The sequence below is a fragment of the Alkalihalobacterium elongatum genome, assembly GCF_019024285.1.
Classification (GTDB): Bacteria; Bacillota; Bacilli; order Bacillales; family Bacillaceae_F; genus Alkalihalobacterium; species Alkalihalobacterium elongatum.
The window spans coordinates 16,968-32,341 of the sequence record NZ_WMKZ01000002.1; the positions used below are offsets into that span (position 1 = coordinate 16,968).

At 35.6% G+C, this 15,374-nt stretch carries 19 protein-coding genes and 1 pseudogene; 7 read left to right on the plus strand and 13 right to left on the minus strand.

Going from position 1 to position 15,374, the window contains the following annotated elements; translation table 11 throughout:
- Positions 1-162 precede the first annotated feature (162 nt).
- Together GKP30_RS03950 and GKP30_RS03955 are read left to right on the plus strand one after the other, a co-directional pair.
- Positions 163-363: a YlaI family protein gene (locus GKP30_RS03950; RefSeq protein ID WP_216828112.1), complete on the plus strand. Its 201-nt coding sequence runs from the start codon at positions 163-165 to the stop codon at positions 361-363.
- Positions 364-378: 15 nt separating this feature from the next.
- Positions 379-549, plus strand: coding sequence for a hypothetical protein (locus GKP30_RS03955; RefSeq protein WP_216828113.1), 171 nt, complete (start codon positions 379-381; stop codon positions 547-549).
- 244 nt (positions 550-793) lie between these two features.
- On the opposite strand, the gene GKP30_RS03960 is transcribed toward GKP30_RS03955, so the two are convergent.
- From GKP30_RS03960 to typA, 3 genes are read right to left on the minus strand one after another with little or no spacing between them, the layout of a single operon-like run.
- Complete coding sequence (locus GKP30_RS03960) at positions 794-1,066, minus strand: hypothetical protein (RefSeq protein WP_216828114.1); 273 nt, start codon at positions 1,064-1,066, stop codon at positions 794-796.
- A 3-nt stretch (positions 1,067-1,069) separates the two neighbouring features.
- Positions 1,070-1,390, minus strand: a complete 321-nt coding sequence (locus GKP30_RS03965; RefSeq protein WP_216828115.1) for a YlaH-like family protein — start codon at positions 1,388-1,390, stop codon at positions 1,070-1,072.
- Between the two features lie 37 nt (positions 1,391-1,427).
- Complete coding sequence (gene typA / locus GKP30_RS03970) at positions 1,428-3,269, minus strand: translational GTPase TypA (protein WP_216828116.1); 1,842 nt, start codon at positions 3,267-3,269, stop codon at positions 1,428-1,430.
- 206 nt (positions 3,270-3,475) lie between these two features.
- Here typA and GKP30_RS03975 point away from each other — a divergent pair, with 206 nt between their 5' ends.
- Positions 3,476-3,661, plus strand: coding sequence for a DUF5325 family protein (locus tag GKP30_RS03975; protein WP_216828117.1), 186 nt, complete (start codon positions 3,476-3,478; stop codon positions 3,659-3,661).
- Between the two features lie 61 nt (positions 3,662-3,722).
- Here GKP30_RS03975 and GKP30_RS03980 read toward each other — a convergent pair whose 3' ends face one another.
- The 3 genes from GKP30_RS03980 to GKP30_RS03990 form a co-directional block, all read right to left on the minus strand.
- Complete coding sequence (locus GKP30_RS03980; protein ID WP_216828118.1) at positions 3,723-4,610, minus strand: NAD(P)-dependent oxidoreductase; 888 nt, start codon at positions 4,608-4,610, stop codon at positions 3,723-3,725.
- Between the two features lie 4 nt (positions 4,611-4,614).
- The gene (locus tag GKP30_RS03985; protein WP_216828119.1) at positions 4,615-5,415 is read right to left on the minus strand and encodes an inositol monophosphatase family protein; all 801 of its coding nucleotides are present in this window, start codon (positions 5,413-5,415) and stop codon (positions 4,615-4,617) included.
- A 319-nt stretch (positions 5,416-5,734) separates the two neighbouring features.
- A complete protein-coding gene (locus GKP30_RS03990; protein ID WP_216828120.1) occupies positions 5,735-5,923 on the minus strand; it encodes a hypothetical protein in 189 nt (62 codons plus the stop codon).
- A gap of 175 nt (positions 5,924-6,098) precedes the next feature.
- Between GKP30_RS03990 and GKP30_RS03995 the strand changes: the two genes are divergently transcribed.
- Entirely contained in the window at positions 6,099-6,725 is a 627-nt protein-coding gene (locus GKP30_RS03995) for a YktB family protein (protein ID WP_216828121.1), read from the plus strand.
- A 40-nt stretch (positions 6,726-6,765) separates the two neighbouring features.
- On the opposite strand, the gene GKP30_RS04000 is transcribed toward GKP30_RS03995, so the two are convergent.
- Both GKP30_RS04000 and GKP30_RS04005 read right to left on the minus strand, forming a co-directional pair.
- Positions 6,766-7,029, minus strand: a complete 264-nt coding sequence (locus GKP30_RS04000) for a UPF0223 family protein (protein WP_216828122.1) — start codon at positions 7,027-7,029, stop codon at positions 6,766-6,768.
- A gap of 24 nt (positions 7,030-7,053) precedes the next feature.
- Positions 7,054-8,019, minus strand: a pseudogene (locus GKP30_RS04005) (NAD(P)H-dependent flavin oxidoreductase); the annotation flags it as partial.
- Between the two features lie 256 nt (positions 8,020-8,275).
- On the opposite strand from GKP30_RS04005, the gene GKP30_RS04010 reads away from it, so the two are divergent.
- On the plus strand, positions 8,276-9,751 hold the full coding sequence (locus GKP30_RS04010) for an aminotransferase class I/II-fold pyridoxal phosphate-dependent enzyme (protein WP_236034889.1): 1,476 nt from the start codon (positions 8,276-8,278) through the stop codon (positions 9,749-9,751).
- Between the two features lie 211 nt (positions 9,752-9,962).
- Here the strand turns inward: GKP30_RS04010 and GKP30_RS04015 are convergent, their stop codons facing one another.
- From GKP30_RS04015 to GKP30_RS04025, 3 genes are all read right to left on the minus strand, one after another.
- Positions 9,963-10,100: a GapA-binding peptide SR1P gene (locus GKP30_RS04015; RefSeq protein ID WP_236034890.1), complete on the minus strand. Its 138-nt coding sequence runs from the start codon at positions 10,098-10,100 to the stop codon at positions 9,963-9,965.
- A 245-nt stretch (positions 10,101-10,345) separates the two neighbouring features.
- A complete protein-coding gene (locus GKP30_RS04020; RefSeq protein WP_216828126.1) occupies positions 10,346-10,642 on the minus strand; it encodes a DUF3055 domain-containing protein in 297 nt (98 codons plus the stop codon).
- Between the two features lie 199 nt (positions 10,643-10,841).
- Positions 10,842-11,282, minus strand: a complete 441-nt coding sequence (locus GKP30_RS04025; protein ID WP_216828127.1) for a hypothetical protein — start codon at positions 11,280-11,282, stop codon at positions 10,842-10,844.
- Between the two features lie 228 nt (positions 11,283-11,510).
- Between GKP30_RS04025 and GKP30_RS04030 the strand changes: the two genes are divergently transcribed.
- Positions 11,511-11,948 (plus strand): DUF1885 family protein, encoded by a 438-nt coding sequence (locus tag GKP30_RS04030; protein ID WP_216828128.1) that lies wholly within the window; start codon positions 11,511-11,513, stop codon positions 11,946-11,948.
- Between the two features lie 30 nt (positions 11,949-11,978).
- Here the strand turns inward: GKP30_RS04030 and GKP30_RS04035 are convergent, their stop codons facing one another.
- Both GKP30_RS04035 and GKP30_RS04040 read right to left on the minus strand, forming a co-directional pair.
- A complete protein-coding gene (locus GKP30_RS04035; protein ID WP_236034891.1) occupies positions 11,979-13,061 on the minus strand; it encodes a M23 family metallopeptidase in 1,083 nt (360 codons plus the stop codon).
- Positions 13,062-13,219: 158 nt separating this feature from the next.
- Entirely contained in the window at positions 13,220-14,089 is an 870-nt protein-coding gene (locus tag GKP30_RS04040; protein ID WP_216828130.1) for a polysaccharide deacetylase family protein, read from the minus strand.
- A gap of 160 nt (positions 14,090-14,249) precedes the next feature.
- Between GKP30_RS04040 and GKP30_RS04045 the strand changes: the two genes are divergently transcribed.
- Complete coding sequence (locus GKP30_RS04045; protein ID WP_216828131.1) at positions 14,250-15,302, plus strand: FUSC family protein; 1,053 nt, start codon at positions 14,250-14,252, stop codon at positions 15,300-15,302.
- Positions 15,303-15,374 lie beyond the last annotated feature (72 nt).

Below are 15,374 nucleotides of genomic sequence, written 5' to 3' on the forward strand. Positions count from 1 at the left end.
TTTATTTTCATTTATTTTTTCAAGAAATACGTTAAAATGATAAAATAGTACAAACGAGATAATAAGAACACTATTCAATTTCCTTTTTATTAGTGTAATTAAATGGTATTCTATAACAATTAAGATATGAAATGTACCTTCGTCAAGTGTGAGGTGAATGTGTTGAGAGTCAAGTGTGTAGTCTGTGATAAAATTGATAAAATTGATGATTATAGTCCCTTAGCAAAAAAACTAAGAAATCGTCCAATTCATACTTACATGTGCGATGAATGCTATGAACGAATTTCGGACCGTACTGAAGAAAGAAAAGCCTCCGGAAACTTCCGCCTATACCGCCCCCAAAAAACCGAAAACGATTGGTAATTAGAAAAGCGAAAGGTGCCTGCTTATTGGCGACAAGGCTGGAGGGCCAGCAATAAGTGGCCTGCTCTTTCGACACGTTGGATGGACCGAAGCGACCTCGAGCCGATGGCACCTGTAGCTAGACAAGTAGAAAAGCGGAGGCGACTGGTTAGCGGCGTAGGGACTGGAGCCCTCCGTATGAGATAAAGGATACACGGTGAGGCAACGAACCGATGTTGACTTATCGTAAGGAGGAGAGCGAAGTCCACTAGACGCTAGGAGCCGTAGCTAGACATCGAAAAGTCTGCTTATCGGCGATAAGCGCTGGAGGGCCAGAAATAAGTGACCTGCTCTTTGGACACGTTTGCTGGACCGAAGCGACCGAGTAGCAAGAACAACGAGAATAGCAAAAAAACAGGCTGTTGAGCAAATACTCAACAGCCTGTTTTTCTTAATTATATTTTGGTTCAGACTCGATTTGTACTAATAAAGCTTCAATTAGCTCAATAGGAAATTGTTTTTGTTCTTTATTTCCGTCTTTTACATAATTAACGATATACATAGGGTCATCCACTTCAACTTCAATCTCCTCAAGTTTATGATCCTCTGTTAAGATCGTCGTAAAAAACTCATACGTATCTAACGCTGCCTGATCATCACGTCTTGCTTCATGTACAACTTTTATCGATAACCAATTGTATAATGCATCTTGAAGATTCATCAAAAATTACCCTTTCGCCTCTTCACGTTTTCTTTGTAGCATTCTTAGTTTATAAACTCCTAAAACAGCAGTTGAAATTAGAAGGACCTCAACTATCGGTGCTCCCATCAGAGCTAAGAAAAACATGACGATACACCCAATAAAAAGAGCAATATAAACGATTATCAATTTTAAAATAGGCAGCTTTCTTGCAAATCCTAGATTAAATACAAGAATTGATAATGCAACAATTCCTAAATAAACCCAAAGTCCCATATTTGGGTTTTCTGCAACTATTCGTGGTAGCCACGACAATGATTCAACATCAATTTCAGGTCTTCCTTCCATACTGATTCTCTCCCTTTTTCAGATGAGTAGTATGTTATTAGCTAGACTGATTAGCCAGCTTTTTCTTCTTAATAATACGCTCGCGCTCGTTTTTGTCTAAGATTTTTTTACGAAGGCGAATAGATTCTGGCGTAATTTCACAGTACTCATCTTCATTTAAATATTCTAGTGCTTCTTCTAATGATAAGATACGTGGCTTTTTCATACTTACCGTTTGTTCTTTATTAGCAGAACGAATATTTGTTGCTTGTTTTACCTTTGTAATGTTAACGGTTAAGTCGTTTTCACGATTATGTTCCCCAACAATCATTCCTTCGTAGATTTCTGTTGCTGGTTCAACGAATATTGTACCTCGATCTTCTACACCCATAATACCATATTGTGATGCTTTACCTGTTTCCATTGAAACTAGTACACCTTGGCGACGTCCACCTACTTGTCCTTGAATCATTGGTTGGTAAGAGTCAAATGAATGGTTAATAATACCGTAACCACGAGTTTGTGATAAAAACTCCGTTGTATATCCAATAAGACCACGAGCAGGGACCATGAACTCTAAACGAACTTGACCTGAACCCGTGTTCGTCATATTAATCATCTCACCTTTACGTGCTCCAAGTGATTCCATAACAGCTCCCGTATATTCCTCTGGAACATCAATTTGAACTCTTTCGACTGGTTCACTCTTCACACCATCAATTTCACGAATAATTACTTCTGGTTTCGAAACTTGAAGCTCGTATCCTTCTCTACGCATATTCTCAATTAATATTGAAAGGTGAAGCTCTCCACGACCTGATACAGTCCATGCATCAGGAGAATCCGTATCTTCAACACGTAAACTAACGTCCGTTTCAAGCTGTGATTTTAAACGTTCTTCTAGCTTTCGACTCGTAACATGTTTACCTTCACGACCTGCAAAGGGGCTGTTATTAACTAAAAACGTCATTTGTAATGTCGGTTCGTCAATACGTAAGATTGGTAAAGCTTCTTGTTGATCAACAGGGCATACCGTTTCTCCAACATTAATTTCTTCCATACCTGAAACAGCAATTAAGTCTCCAGCCTGAGCTTTTTGAATTTCAATTCGCTTAAGGCCTAAAAATCCAAATATTTTAGTTACACGGAATTGTTTAACTGAGCCATCAAGCTTCATAAGTGCTACTTGCTGACCTACTTCCATTGTCCCACGGAACACACGGCCAATTCCAATTCTTCCTAAATAGTCACTATAATCTAGCATAGTTACTTGAAATTGGAGAGCTTCATCACTATTGTCAACTGGAGCAGGAGTATGCTCAATAATTGCATTAAATAAAGCTGTCATATCTTCATCTTGCTTTTCTGCGTCAGCACTTGCTGTTCCATTAATTGCAGATGCATAGACAACTGGGAATTCAAGCTGATCCTCATCTGCACCTAAATCAATTAGTAAGTCAACTACCTCATCGACAACTTCAGCTGGACGAGCAGACGGTTTATCAATTTTATTAACGACAACAATTGGGTTTAGCTTTTGTTCTAACGCTTTTTTCAAAACGAATCTCGTTTGTGGCATCGTTCCTTCATATGCGTCAACAACTAATAATACACCGTCAACCATTTTCATAATACGCTCTACTTCACCACCGAAGTCAGCGTGTCCTGGTGTATCTAATATATTAATTCGTTTGTCATTGTAATTAATCGCAGTGTTTTTTGCTAGGATTGTTATACCTCGCTCTTTTTCTAAGGCATTGGAATCCATTGCTCTCTCGTCAACTTGTTCATTTTCACGGAAAGTTCCTGATTGTTTTAATAATTGGTCTACTAATGTCGTTTTTCCATGGTCGACGTGGGCAATAATGGCTATATTTCTAATATCTTCACGTAATTTCATACTAATTGAACGCTCCTATCCTTTTACAGGTTATTATAACTGTCTAATTATATCACAAATCAAAAATTATCAATAACTTATCTGAAATTTATTCCACTATTCCGATGATGTTTAACTATATTGTCATATTATTGGTCTTTTTCTTTTGTCCAATTCAAGGTAAAATATAAGTACTTATCAGAAATGACAAATCAGGGGGAAATAGTGTGAAGAAAGAGAATATACTTTTTTTAACGCTTGCTATTGCAACCGTGATCGCTATTATGGCTATTGGTGTTGCGATTGCAGAACGTAGTATTCTTATTGGAATACTTTCACTAATTGGCATAACAGCTGCTTGTGGAATGGGCTTTTCTTTAAGAAAAAAGCTTAGAGAATCGGAAGAAGTATAAAAAAAAGTCGGTTGAGTTTACTAACTCGATCGACTTTTTTTTCTGCCTTTTTATTAGAATTTTACTTCCAACGCTTCACTTCGACTCCTACCTGTTGTTCAAGTGGACGAATAATTGCACAAACATCATTTATACCATAGTTTTCCTTTGCTCTACGAACGATATTTTCAGAATGTTCAACGAGCTCAATTGGTACACCTAATTGCTCTGCTAAGTCAATAGCAAGTCCCATATCCTTATGTAGTAAATTAATACTGAATCGTTGCTCAAACTGTCTATCCATAATAGCTTCTACAGACCAGTCCATACTTTTGGAAAAACCAGAGCTTTGCTTTACAATATCGTATAAAACTTGAGGATTGACTCCTGCCTTTTCTCCCATAACAAATGCTTCCGATAGCGCAGCTGTATGAACACCAACTAGCATGTTATTAATGAGTTTAATGACACTTCCACTTCCTGTCGGCCCTACATGAACGACATATTCACCTATGACTTTTAATAGATCATACGACTTTATAAAAGCTTCTTCCGCTCCGCCACACATAATAGTTAAAGACCCTGCCTTCGCTCCCATTGGTCCACCACTGACAGGAGCATCCATAAATAATGCCCCTTTACTAGCTAACCCTTCACTCATTTGCTGATTTAATTCAGGACTAACAGTAGAGTGATCAATTATGAGTTTACCTTCAGTTGCACCAGCAATTAAGCCATTCTCACCCTCATATACATCAAGAATATGTTGTGGTAAAGGTAAACAAGTTAATATGATATCACATATTTCTACTAACTCTCTTGGACTTTTTACTTCTTTGGCTCCCGAGTTTACAGCCTCTTCTATTGGCGGACGACTTCTACTTACTACATAAGTGTCATATCCCGCAGCTAATATATTTTTCGTCATTGGAAGTCCCATCGTTCCAAGACCAATAAACCCTATTTTCATGACTTCAACTCCTATGTACAAACTCTCTAATAATTGCCTCATGAAACTGAGGTTTTCCTACAAATACTGAACTTGATTTTAGAATAGCTAACGGTTCTCCATAAAAAGTGGAATAACGTCCTCCCACCTCATTAAGTAAAACTAAGGCAGCGGCAAAATCCCATGGAGATAATTTTAAACTAATGTATCCATCTAATCGCCCCGATGCAACGTAGGCCATCTCTAGTGCAGCAGAGCCGTACGAACGAATCCCTCGAACATTTTTGACTATATTTATAAGGAAGGGTTGATACCTTCTCGTATGATTTAATAGCCACCTGGCATTGAGACCAAGAATTGCTTTATTGACATCAACAGAAGTTAACTTTTCTAGACGTTCTTCATTCTTATATGCTCCTTCACCTGCAACAGCATGATACAGTTCATCATTCATTACATCATAAATTAACCCAACTTTACCTTCGCCTTTATGATAAACGGCAACACTTATAGCAAAATTATACTGCTGATGAACAAAGTTTGTCGTCCCGTCAATCGGATCTATAATCCAGATCGTATCGTTGTTAAAGTATCCCTCATCACTCATGCCCTCTTCACCTAGGAAAGCATGGGATGGAAAGTGAGTTTGAATTTTTTGTAGAAAATACTGCTCAATTTTTCTATCCATTTCTGTAACAAGGTCATCAGGACTTGATTTTGTTTCAACTTGTATGGTTTCTAATAAGGAAGCTTTTAATTGATTACTTGCTTCTTTTACCCATATAATAGCCATCTGCTTTATTTTGAGCCAATCGAATTGTTCCATCTATATATAGACCCCCTGTTTGAGTAACGCAAGTAAGCTTTTTTTGTTATGATATATTATGACATAAATACACATTTCAAGAAAAGTCAAAAATCTTGAACAAATTCCTAAAATTAAGAATACAATAATTGGGTGTAAGACAAAAATATAATATTTAAAGAAAGTGCCTAACTACGAAAAGTTTTTAGGGTTAAATGGTTTCTTTACTTATTTACTCTAACCAAATCTGGTTTAACCGGAGCTGTTTATTGTCTAAAAAAATGCTCATGAAAGTAAAAAAGTGCAGATTTAGATCTGCACTTTCAAGTTTATTATTTATTTATGCTTCTAACAAAAGTAATTCTTGACTAAGTCTTTTTAATTTACTTTTACATCTGTTCATTGTCTCTAAATCTTCTGCTAACATAGCATCGTGAAGAGTTGCTAATTCATAATCAATTTCTAGACGTAGGACTGGGATTCTTAATTCGGCATCTCTTCTCTTGAAGGCTTGAATGACTTGTTCCATAGAAACTCACACCCCTTAAATTTCTATAATTTTTTCAAACCGTGTCCAAAATCATTTAACCGAATATTCAGATTATTGTTTTGTTATTATATCATATGTTAGTAAACGGTAAAATGGCACAACCTATTTAATATTTATGGTAAACTAATGAAAAAATAAGTTTGAAGGTGATTTAATGTCATTTAAGGGATTTACCCAAGAAGATTTTAATGTTTTTACAATCGAAGGATTAGAGCCCCGTATGGATGAACTTAAAAATAAAATTCGTCCTAAGCTGGAACAATTGGGACATCACTTCGCCCCAACTTTATCGTCATTAGTTGGCGATGAGATGCACTACCATGTAGCCAAGCATGCTAGAAGGAAAGTTAACCCACCAAAAGATACTTGGGTAGCGATCGCCAACAGTAACAGAGGTTATAAAATGCTTCCTCATTTTCAGATTGGCTTATTCGAAACCCATCTATTTGTATGGTTTGCTTTAATTTATGAATGTCCAATTAAGCAACAATTTGCAGAGCAATTATTATCGCAAATGAATACGATTAAACAACAAATACCTGCTCACTTTGTATGGTCTGGAGACCATACAAAACCTGAAGCTACATCTCATGAGGCAGTTGATTTACAGGCATTATTCGAACGACTTCGCGATGTAAAAAAAGCAGAAATCTTATGTGGTATACATATTGACCGAAATGACCCTATTGTTTCAGATGGACAAGGTTTATTAAAGGAAATCGATGAAACATTTACAACTCTAGCCCCATTATATCGATTAACTAGTCCAATTCATACCTAAAAAAAGGGAAAGCGCATAAGCGTTTTCCCTTTTTCTTTATTTACATCCTTATCTTTTGAGCCTGCTCATCCTCACGCGCTTTTTTTAGCGTATGATAGCATGAAACTCCAGCTTCTTGATCATATTGCTTAAATAATTGTTTCTCTTCACTCTTAGAAGGAACAACTTCCTTAAAGCGACGATATAAAGATAATAATTTAGCACGCTCTACCCCACCACTATAAGCGTCTTCAACAGCTTGAAAAAAAGCCATTACATCTATTACCTCTTCTTTACTCCAATCTAAGGAAATTGGCATATTCATTACTTTTATTCCACCTTTTTAAGGTTATTTACTCCAAATTGTTCGAATGTCCTCTCCTTCTTTAATCATACGATTAAAAAGTTCCTGTACAGATGGGACATCCTTTATTCTACCCATTACTTGACCAGCCCACCCAAAGCCTTGAGATTCATTTCCGTCATAAATATACTTCATATTAGCTTCTCCGCTAATTAAATCTTTTAACGCATCATAAGTCGGATTCTTTTCCTCAACTTGAAGTATCTTTTGAGTCCATTCATTTTTAATTGCACGAGCTGGAGCACCGATTGAGCGCTTAATCACCACTGTGTCATCTTCGCTTGCCTCAACTAATTTTTGCTTATAAGCTTCATGTGCATGAATGCATTCTTTTGTTGCTATAAAACGAGTACCCATCTCTATTCCTTCAGCACCTAAAGCAAGAGCTGCCATTAAACCTTTACCATCTCCAATTCCACCAGAAGCGATAACTGGGATTGAAACAGCTTCCACGACTTGTGGTATTAATACCATTGTACCCGTATCGGCTCTACCAAGGTGGCCACCACCCTCTTGTCCAACAACCATAACTGCATCAGCACCTAATTCTTCTGCCTTTTCAGCTTGTCTTCTTGCAGCAACAAGGACCAGTTTCTTTGTATCAACCCCACTAAGCATATCAAAGATTGGAGCAGGATTACCACCAGTCATCGTTATAACTGGAACTTCTTCTTCTATAGCCACTTCTAACATATGTTCGAACGGTCTACCATGTTGCCCAATAGCATAGTTTACCCCAAATGGCCGATCTGTCTTTAACTTTACGGCCTGAATTTCCTTTCTTAACTCTTCGGGTGAACCTAGAGACATTGCAGTTATTTGTCCCAAACCACCAGCATTCGAAACAGCTGCTGCCAAATCTGAATAAGCTAAATAGGCTAATCCACCTTGGATAATAGGGTATTGAATATTTAACATTTTTGTAACACGCGTTTCCCAATTCATGATATTCCTCCTTACTTTTGTATATCATTTCTTTCATTAACCAAACTATAAAAGTAGCTAAATTTTAAGACCGAAATGGTTAGTGAAAGCGCTCTATTATTTATTTCGACAAGTATTTAAGAAAACCCTACAAACTAAAGGGAATACTTCTGTCGATGAAAGTAAAAATTTTCATTGATTTTCAGTTAATTTTTGATATACTCAATCTTGTTTTATGTGCAAGGTGACAACTTGCAATTAGAAGATAGAAGAGGTGAATCGGTTGTCGCAACAACGTTTAACTCCGCTGTATACTGGCGTAAAAAATCATGCAAAAAAAGACCCTATTCAATTTCATATTCCTGGTCATAAGAAAGGAAATGGAATCGATCCTGAATTTAGAGAGTTTATAGGTGAAAATGCCTTATCCATAGACTTAATTAATATAGGACCACTAGATGACCTTCATCATCCGCATGGAATTATTAAGGAGGCACAAGAACTAGCTGCAGAAGCGTTTGGTGCAGATTATACTTTCTTTTCTGTTCAAGGTACAAGTGGTGCGATCATGACAATGATTATGAGTGTTTGTGGACCTGGCGATAAAATAATCGTTCCAAGAAATGTTCATAAATCGATCATGTCTGCTATTATTTTTTCAGGTGCTAACCCAATTTTCATTCATCCTGAAATCGATAAAAATTTAGGGATATCTCATGGGATTACCACCCAATCTGTCGAAAAAGCTATTGAGCAACATCCAGATGCTAAAGGATTACTCGTTATTAACCCAACTTACTTTGGGGTATCAGCAAACTTGAAAGAGATTGTTGACATCGCTCACAACGCCAACATACCTGTATTGGTGGATGAAGCACACGGTGTTCATATTCATTTTCATGATGAACTACCATTATCGGCAATGCAAGCTGGAGCAGACATGGCAGCCACAAGCGTTCATAAATTAGGTGGCTCAATGACACAAAGCTCTGTACTTAATGTAAAAGAAGGACTTGTATCTCCTAAGAGAGTTCAGGCGATTATTAGTATGCTTACGACAACATCAACGTCATATTTATTACTGTCTTCCCTGGATGTTGCCCGAAAGCAATTGGCTACAGTTGGTAAACAAATGATCGAAAATTCTATTCAGCTAGCAAACAAAACAAGAGATGAGATCAATTTGATCCCTGGGTTATATTGTGTTGGAAAAGAAATATTAGGCTCTAAAGCTGCCTATGATTATGACCCAACAAAATTGATTATTTCCATTAAAGATCTTGGTATTACAGGTTACGAAGTAGAAGTTTGGCTACGTGAAAAACACAATATTGAAGTTGAACTTTCAGATTTATACAATATCCTTTGCATTATCACTTTTGGAGATTCTGAAAGAGAAACAAAGGCTTTAATTAATGCTTTACAAGAACTATCAGAATTACATCAAGATAAGATTGAAGCACGAGAAACGGCCTCCGTTTATGTACCTAATAGTCCAACACTTGCTTTATCACCTCGTGATGCCTTTTATTCGGAAACAGAGGTCATTTCATTTGATTACTCTGCAGGCAGAATTATTGCTGAATTCGTTATGGTGTATCCACCTGGTATCCCTATTCTCATTCCTGGAGAAGTTATTACTGAAGAGAATATTAATTACATTCAAGAGAATTTATACGCAGGATTACCAGTTCAAGGTCCAGAAGATGCTACATTTAAGAAAATTCGCGTAATTAAAGAAAGACGCCCAATTCAATAACATCAGAAAAGCGGAAGCACCTAGTTAACCGCTAAACTAAATCTAGACATCATTAAATAGTATATTTTTAATCACCTCAAAAAACCCAAACAACGTTTATTTGGGTTTTTTGTTTTTTATTATTGTCTAGAATAGTTTCCATCTACATTGTTTTTCTTACAAAACAAAGAAAAAGAGACTCCATCTAGAAGTCCCAATTATTAATTATGATTTATTTTAGTTTATTAATTTTTTCTTTACACTTTTCACAACCAGTACACTTTGCATACAAAGTTGTCACTTTCTCGCCTTCGAAATGTTCAATGGTTGAGTTGCAAGTTTGACATACGATGATCCCCACAAATTCCATCTCCCTTAACAAATTATTGTTTTTATTGAAAACGTTTTCTGATGTCTATGTAATTATAATAATATGTCACATTAATATTGTCAACAGCAAATCGTATAACACATTTAATTCTTTTTTTATTAAAAATTATAATATATAGCGTTACATACACTTTTTGGGGTTCAGATTAATAACTAAGAGGCTGATATATTGTTAATATCAGCCTCTTAGTGAACCTATTATATTAATTTAGTATGTTTCATTTATTAATATTGCGGCTCTAGTGGCATTGTCGGCAATGTCTTTTCGAAGAATGTTGCGAGATCCTCTGCCTCTTTAGATGATCGAATATGAAATACTTTTTGAATATGATCTACATTTCTTACATCGTCAGCACATAGGAGTGCAGAACGGCCTGTTTGCATGCAGACCACAAGAGGTTTACCAAAGAACATGTTTGTATAGACAATGCCAAAATCATAACGAACATCGTCAGTAGTAAACCCAATAAATTGCACCTTCACATTTTCTTGCTCGTCGTATAAACGCTCAAACAAATTCATTTAGTCCACCTCCAAAATTAATTCATATATTGACAACAATAAACAAAAAGGAGACGTCTTTTTGTTGTATTGCTATGTCCTTAAATTAAGTTACAAAATAACTTTTATAATATTCTGATATTATTATAACTAGTTTTTCATGATTAAGCAACCAACTATAGTACTAAATTGTGAAAATATTATGAATATTCAACTTTAGTTAATTACTGTACTGGTTTTGATTCAGCTCAATGTGCCTACATATCTCACGAACAAAGATTAAATCTTCTTCGGTTACCTCGTATTCAACCTTTGGTAAGTCAAATACGATAATACCAATTAAATGGTGACCTTCATAAAAGGGTGCCAATATACGACTAGAATATTCTAGATCTAGAATTGAAATACGTCCTCTTATAGCACATAAACTTAAATGGCCTTCACCAAAAAGCTCCATCGCATCATATGCTCCGTCACCAGCACACGCTATCAATTTAAAAAAATCTACTTGTGATTTATACAATCCAGCACTAAATCCATGCTTTATGTACTTTCCAAATACTTGGATAATTCCATTAAAGAATTCATGTTGTGAATTTGCATGATCAGAAACAAGCCCCACCTCAAGCCTTAGCTCATCTAAGAATGCTGACTTATCCATATTTCTTCCCCCATTTTTACTTCAGTTCATTTATCTAATATTAGTATTCCAAATTTATGAAAAAAAACTATAAATTTGTTCATCATTATTATATTCTTTATAATTCAATTTCATGATTCTTAATACCTTCGGTCATTTATCCTATTTTTATTATGTTGTCAGCTTGAAAGACTAATGCTAAGATAATAGATGGAAATGAAAACGTTTTATAGTTGGGAGTAGATGTCTATGTCCGACCACGCATACATAAAGCTAGTGAAAAAGTCGACTCAGCAAGAGATGACCATCGAAGAATTGAAGGATATTTTCAATTATTATCAAGTAATCACCACTAAGACGGGAAATCAATTAGATTGGGGTTATGGAGAAGCTGCATTCCCTTATGTAGTGACCGATTTACCGGATAGTGATGGTAGCTGGATCTATTTGAAAAGTAATGGAACATCAACAAGATATAAATATATCGTTTTTGGTGTAGGTAAAGAGATCATTGAAGACAATGATGGTAATGAAACTTCGCAAACATACATACATGTTATTCTACCAGAGGGTGCAACACACGGCGATAAAGGTAAAGCAAATGAATTCTGTAAATTTTTAGGGAAGAAATTACAAGCCGAAGTGCATTTGTTCAACGGAAGAATTATGTACTTTTATAAAAGATAAGCACAGGTATAATGCCTGTGCTTGTTTCTTCTACTCTTTAAATATACGTTTCAATACTGTTAGAACTTGATCTTGATCGAAAGGTTTCCAAAACAGTTCACCGTATATTAAAAGATCTTGATGTAGATGTAACTCTGTTCGATCTTGATTGACGGCTCCACTAGTGCCAGAGTTACCTACGTATCCTATTATTGTATTTTCATCAATTTCTTGCCCTACGTGAATACCTTCAGGGATTTCAGATAAATGAGCAAACCGAACCATAACCCCCTTTGGATACTGAACCCAAATTTGTTTACCTCTTAACTTATCGAAAATGTATTCAGGAGTTTCTCCTACACTAGATGTAAACTTCAAGTCTAAATTTCTAACTTCTGGAGACGGATACTCTTCGTAATTATGGTCTGCACGAACCACTGTTCCTTTTGCCATCCCATAAATAGGGGTATCAAAGCTAATATCTCCTCCAGATGCAAAGTCATACCAATCTAACCCTTCATGATAGCCATTACGGTATAATCGCTTCGCACCTGGTAAATGACTAGGAATTGTACTAACTTGCGCCCCTTTTATTGGTTTATTTAGAAACGATAAATATTCAATCATTTGATCTGTATCCCAAGTCTCAAAATTAAATTGATCTGGTGGACCCCCTACTTTTTCAACTGGACCAAACCATTCAAATGAAATAGCGTCTTTAGAATAGGTCGTATTCATTTCAAGTCCTACTTCTAGAAATGATGCAGGTAAAAACGGCTGGTCTTCATCATCAATGATTAAATAAATATCATCGCTTGCAAGATACTCACCGTTTCTCTCTAAAACTGGCACCCCATCTATTAAGTAAAAATGATCCTGATCAATCGTTAAATGTAAAGTACGATGTAATGGATCATATTCAAAGGTACCATTCATTTCTGTTACTAGATCCTCTACAGAAAATCTCGTTTCATTATTTGTAAGTTCCATTGGTAATTGGACGACATGAGATTCTTTTTCAATTTTCTTTTGAGGCATCTCTCCAAGCTCTTTATGACCAGATTGACAACCTGTAAAAGCTAGAATGAAAAATAGCAAAGTATAAAAAGTATATAAAATTCTTTTATTCATCATCATCTCTACTCTCTAATCACTCAAATTAATTTATAATTTTACCTTTTCGACATTTTTTTACAAACTTCAATTAGCACTGTTTAAGAACAGTAGCTAAACAATAAAAAGCGTCAAAGCTATATATCAGCTTTGACGCTTTTTAAATAATTTATTCTAATCTATTGGATTTCCTTTGGATCAACAATCTCATATCCTTTCTCTCTAAGGCCTACTACAATATCTTTTAACGCTTCCATTGTCCATTTACGGTCATGCATTAATAAATTAGCACCATTCATAAGTTCTGGAGCATTTACCATAATATCTGCTAATGCTTCAGCATTCGTATACTGTTGAAAATAATCATACCCATACGTCCAATTCATCCATTGCATTCCTTCCTCTTTGACTACTTGCTTAGAGATATCTGTATTGACTCCGTATGGGGCTCTAAAAAATCGTGGGCGTTCTCCAGTGATTTCTTCGATGAGGTCATTAAGATCAACTATCTCTTTTCTCTGCTCTTCTTCTGAAAGTTCACTTAAATTTTTATGACTCATCGTATGGTTACCAATTTCAAATCCTAACTCATGTATTTCCTTAAGTTGTTCCTGTCCATTAGCCTTGTTAATAAATATCCCATTTACAAAGAAGATAGCATTTGCTTCTATGTCATACAGAATTCGAGCCATCTCTGCACCGTATTGATCAGGAGCGTCATCAATTGTTAGCAGGACAACTTTTTCATTTACTCCTTCCTTTATAGGTTGAACAAGAAAATTTGCTTCGTTCAATTCGTACTTCGGTTGTACTACCTTCTCTATATCTTCACTTACTTCTTGTTCCGTTAATTCATCGTCCATCTTATTTTCCAGTTCTAATTCATCTTCCCCTTCAAGGGCTTCATAGTTCTCTAATGCCTCCTTTTCCTCAAAAGCATCCTCTGTAACTTCCTCATTAGTAGTGGCACTTTCTTTTTCATTACTCTCATAATTACATCCAGCACTTACAATAACAAAGCTCAATAGCAAAACAATCAACCATTTCATACATACACCAACCTTAAAATTAAATTTCAAACACAGCTGCAGACATCCTCTTTTAGAGAATATATTAGCAAATTTTTATTTTAAATACAGCTTTTCTTTGTATAGCAAATAAATAGCAATCCAATACTATTGATGGATAGTCAACTAAGAAGGTGGTTTTATGAAAAATACAAAATGGGTTGGACGACGAGTAATAAAGACTGGTCTCGCAGTGTTTGTAACAGCATTTATCTGTAAACTGCTTGATCTCCCTGTTGTTTTTGCAATTATTACAGCAATTGTAACTACTGAACCAACTGCAGCAGATTCATTAAAAAAAGGATTAGTTCGCTTGCCAGCCGCCGCAATAGGCGCTCTTTTTGCTGTATTAATAGAATTTTTTCTTGGTCAATCAGCTTTAACTTATTCATTAGTAGCAATGCTAACTATTATTGCATGTGCTCGCTTAAAGCTAGATACCGGTACACTTGTTGCCACTTTGACAGCAGTTGCAATGATACCAGGTACAACAGATAGTATGTTACATGACTTTATTCTTAGGTTATCTGGTACCTCAATTGGAATTATCGTTTCAACCTGTGTAAACTATGTAATCCTACCGCCAAAGTTCGGGCCTATAGTTGTCCAACAAATTGAGACACTTTATGCAGAAGCAGCAAATAAATTAACGTTACTAATTGATAACTCTACAGAGGAACACCCTTCTGTAACGTATCGACCACTTTCCCAACAGATAGAAAAAATATATAAGTTGACGCAGTTTCAGACCGATGAATGGAAATACCGTAATTTTGAAGAAAATGAATTCCGCTCTTTTCAATATTTAATTAAAAAGCTCCATTTTATAGAACAAATTAATTTAAGGATCGGAAACCTGACATATCAACAGATAAAAAGAAGTCATTTCTCAGAATTTGAATGGGATCTAATAAAAAAGTCGATCGCGGCCCTTGCTGAGATTTATAAAGATCCATTACACCAAATGCACGAAAGGCATTATGAATGGATTAGCAAAATTAAGGAAAACTTACAGTATATTGAACCCAATAACAATGACGAACTTCATTTTGTTCAACGCGTGTTTTATGAGCTTTCAATTATCCAGCAGTTAACAATTGATTTAGCTGAAGTTACTGAAAAAGAAAGACAATACTCTTTAACTGAACAAACTTATCCAAGCTATGTGTTCCCTAGTAAAGTACAGTACGATTAATACTAAAAGAATTAGCAAAACACAAACATATTTTCCTGCAATTTTATTTTTAAACTTCATGTCTGATAGAAA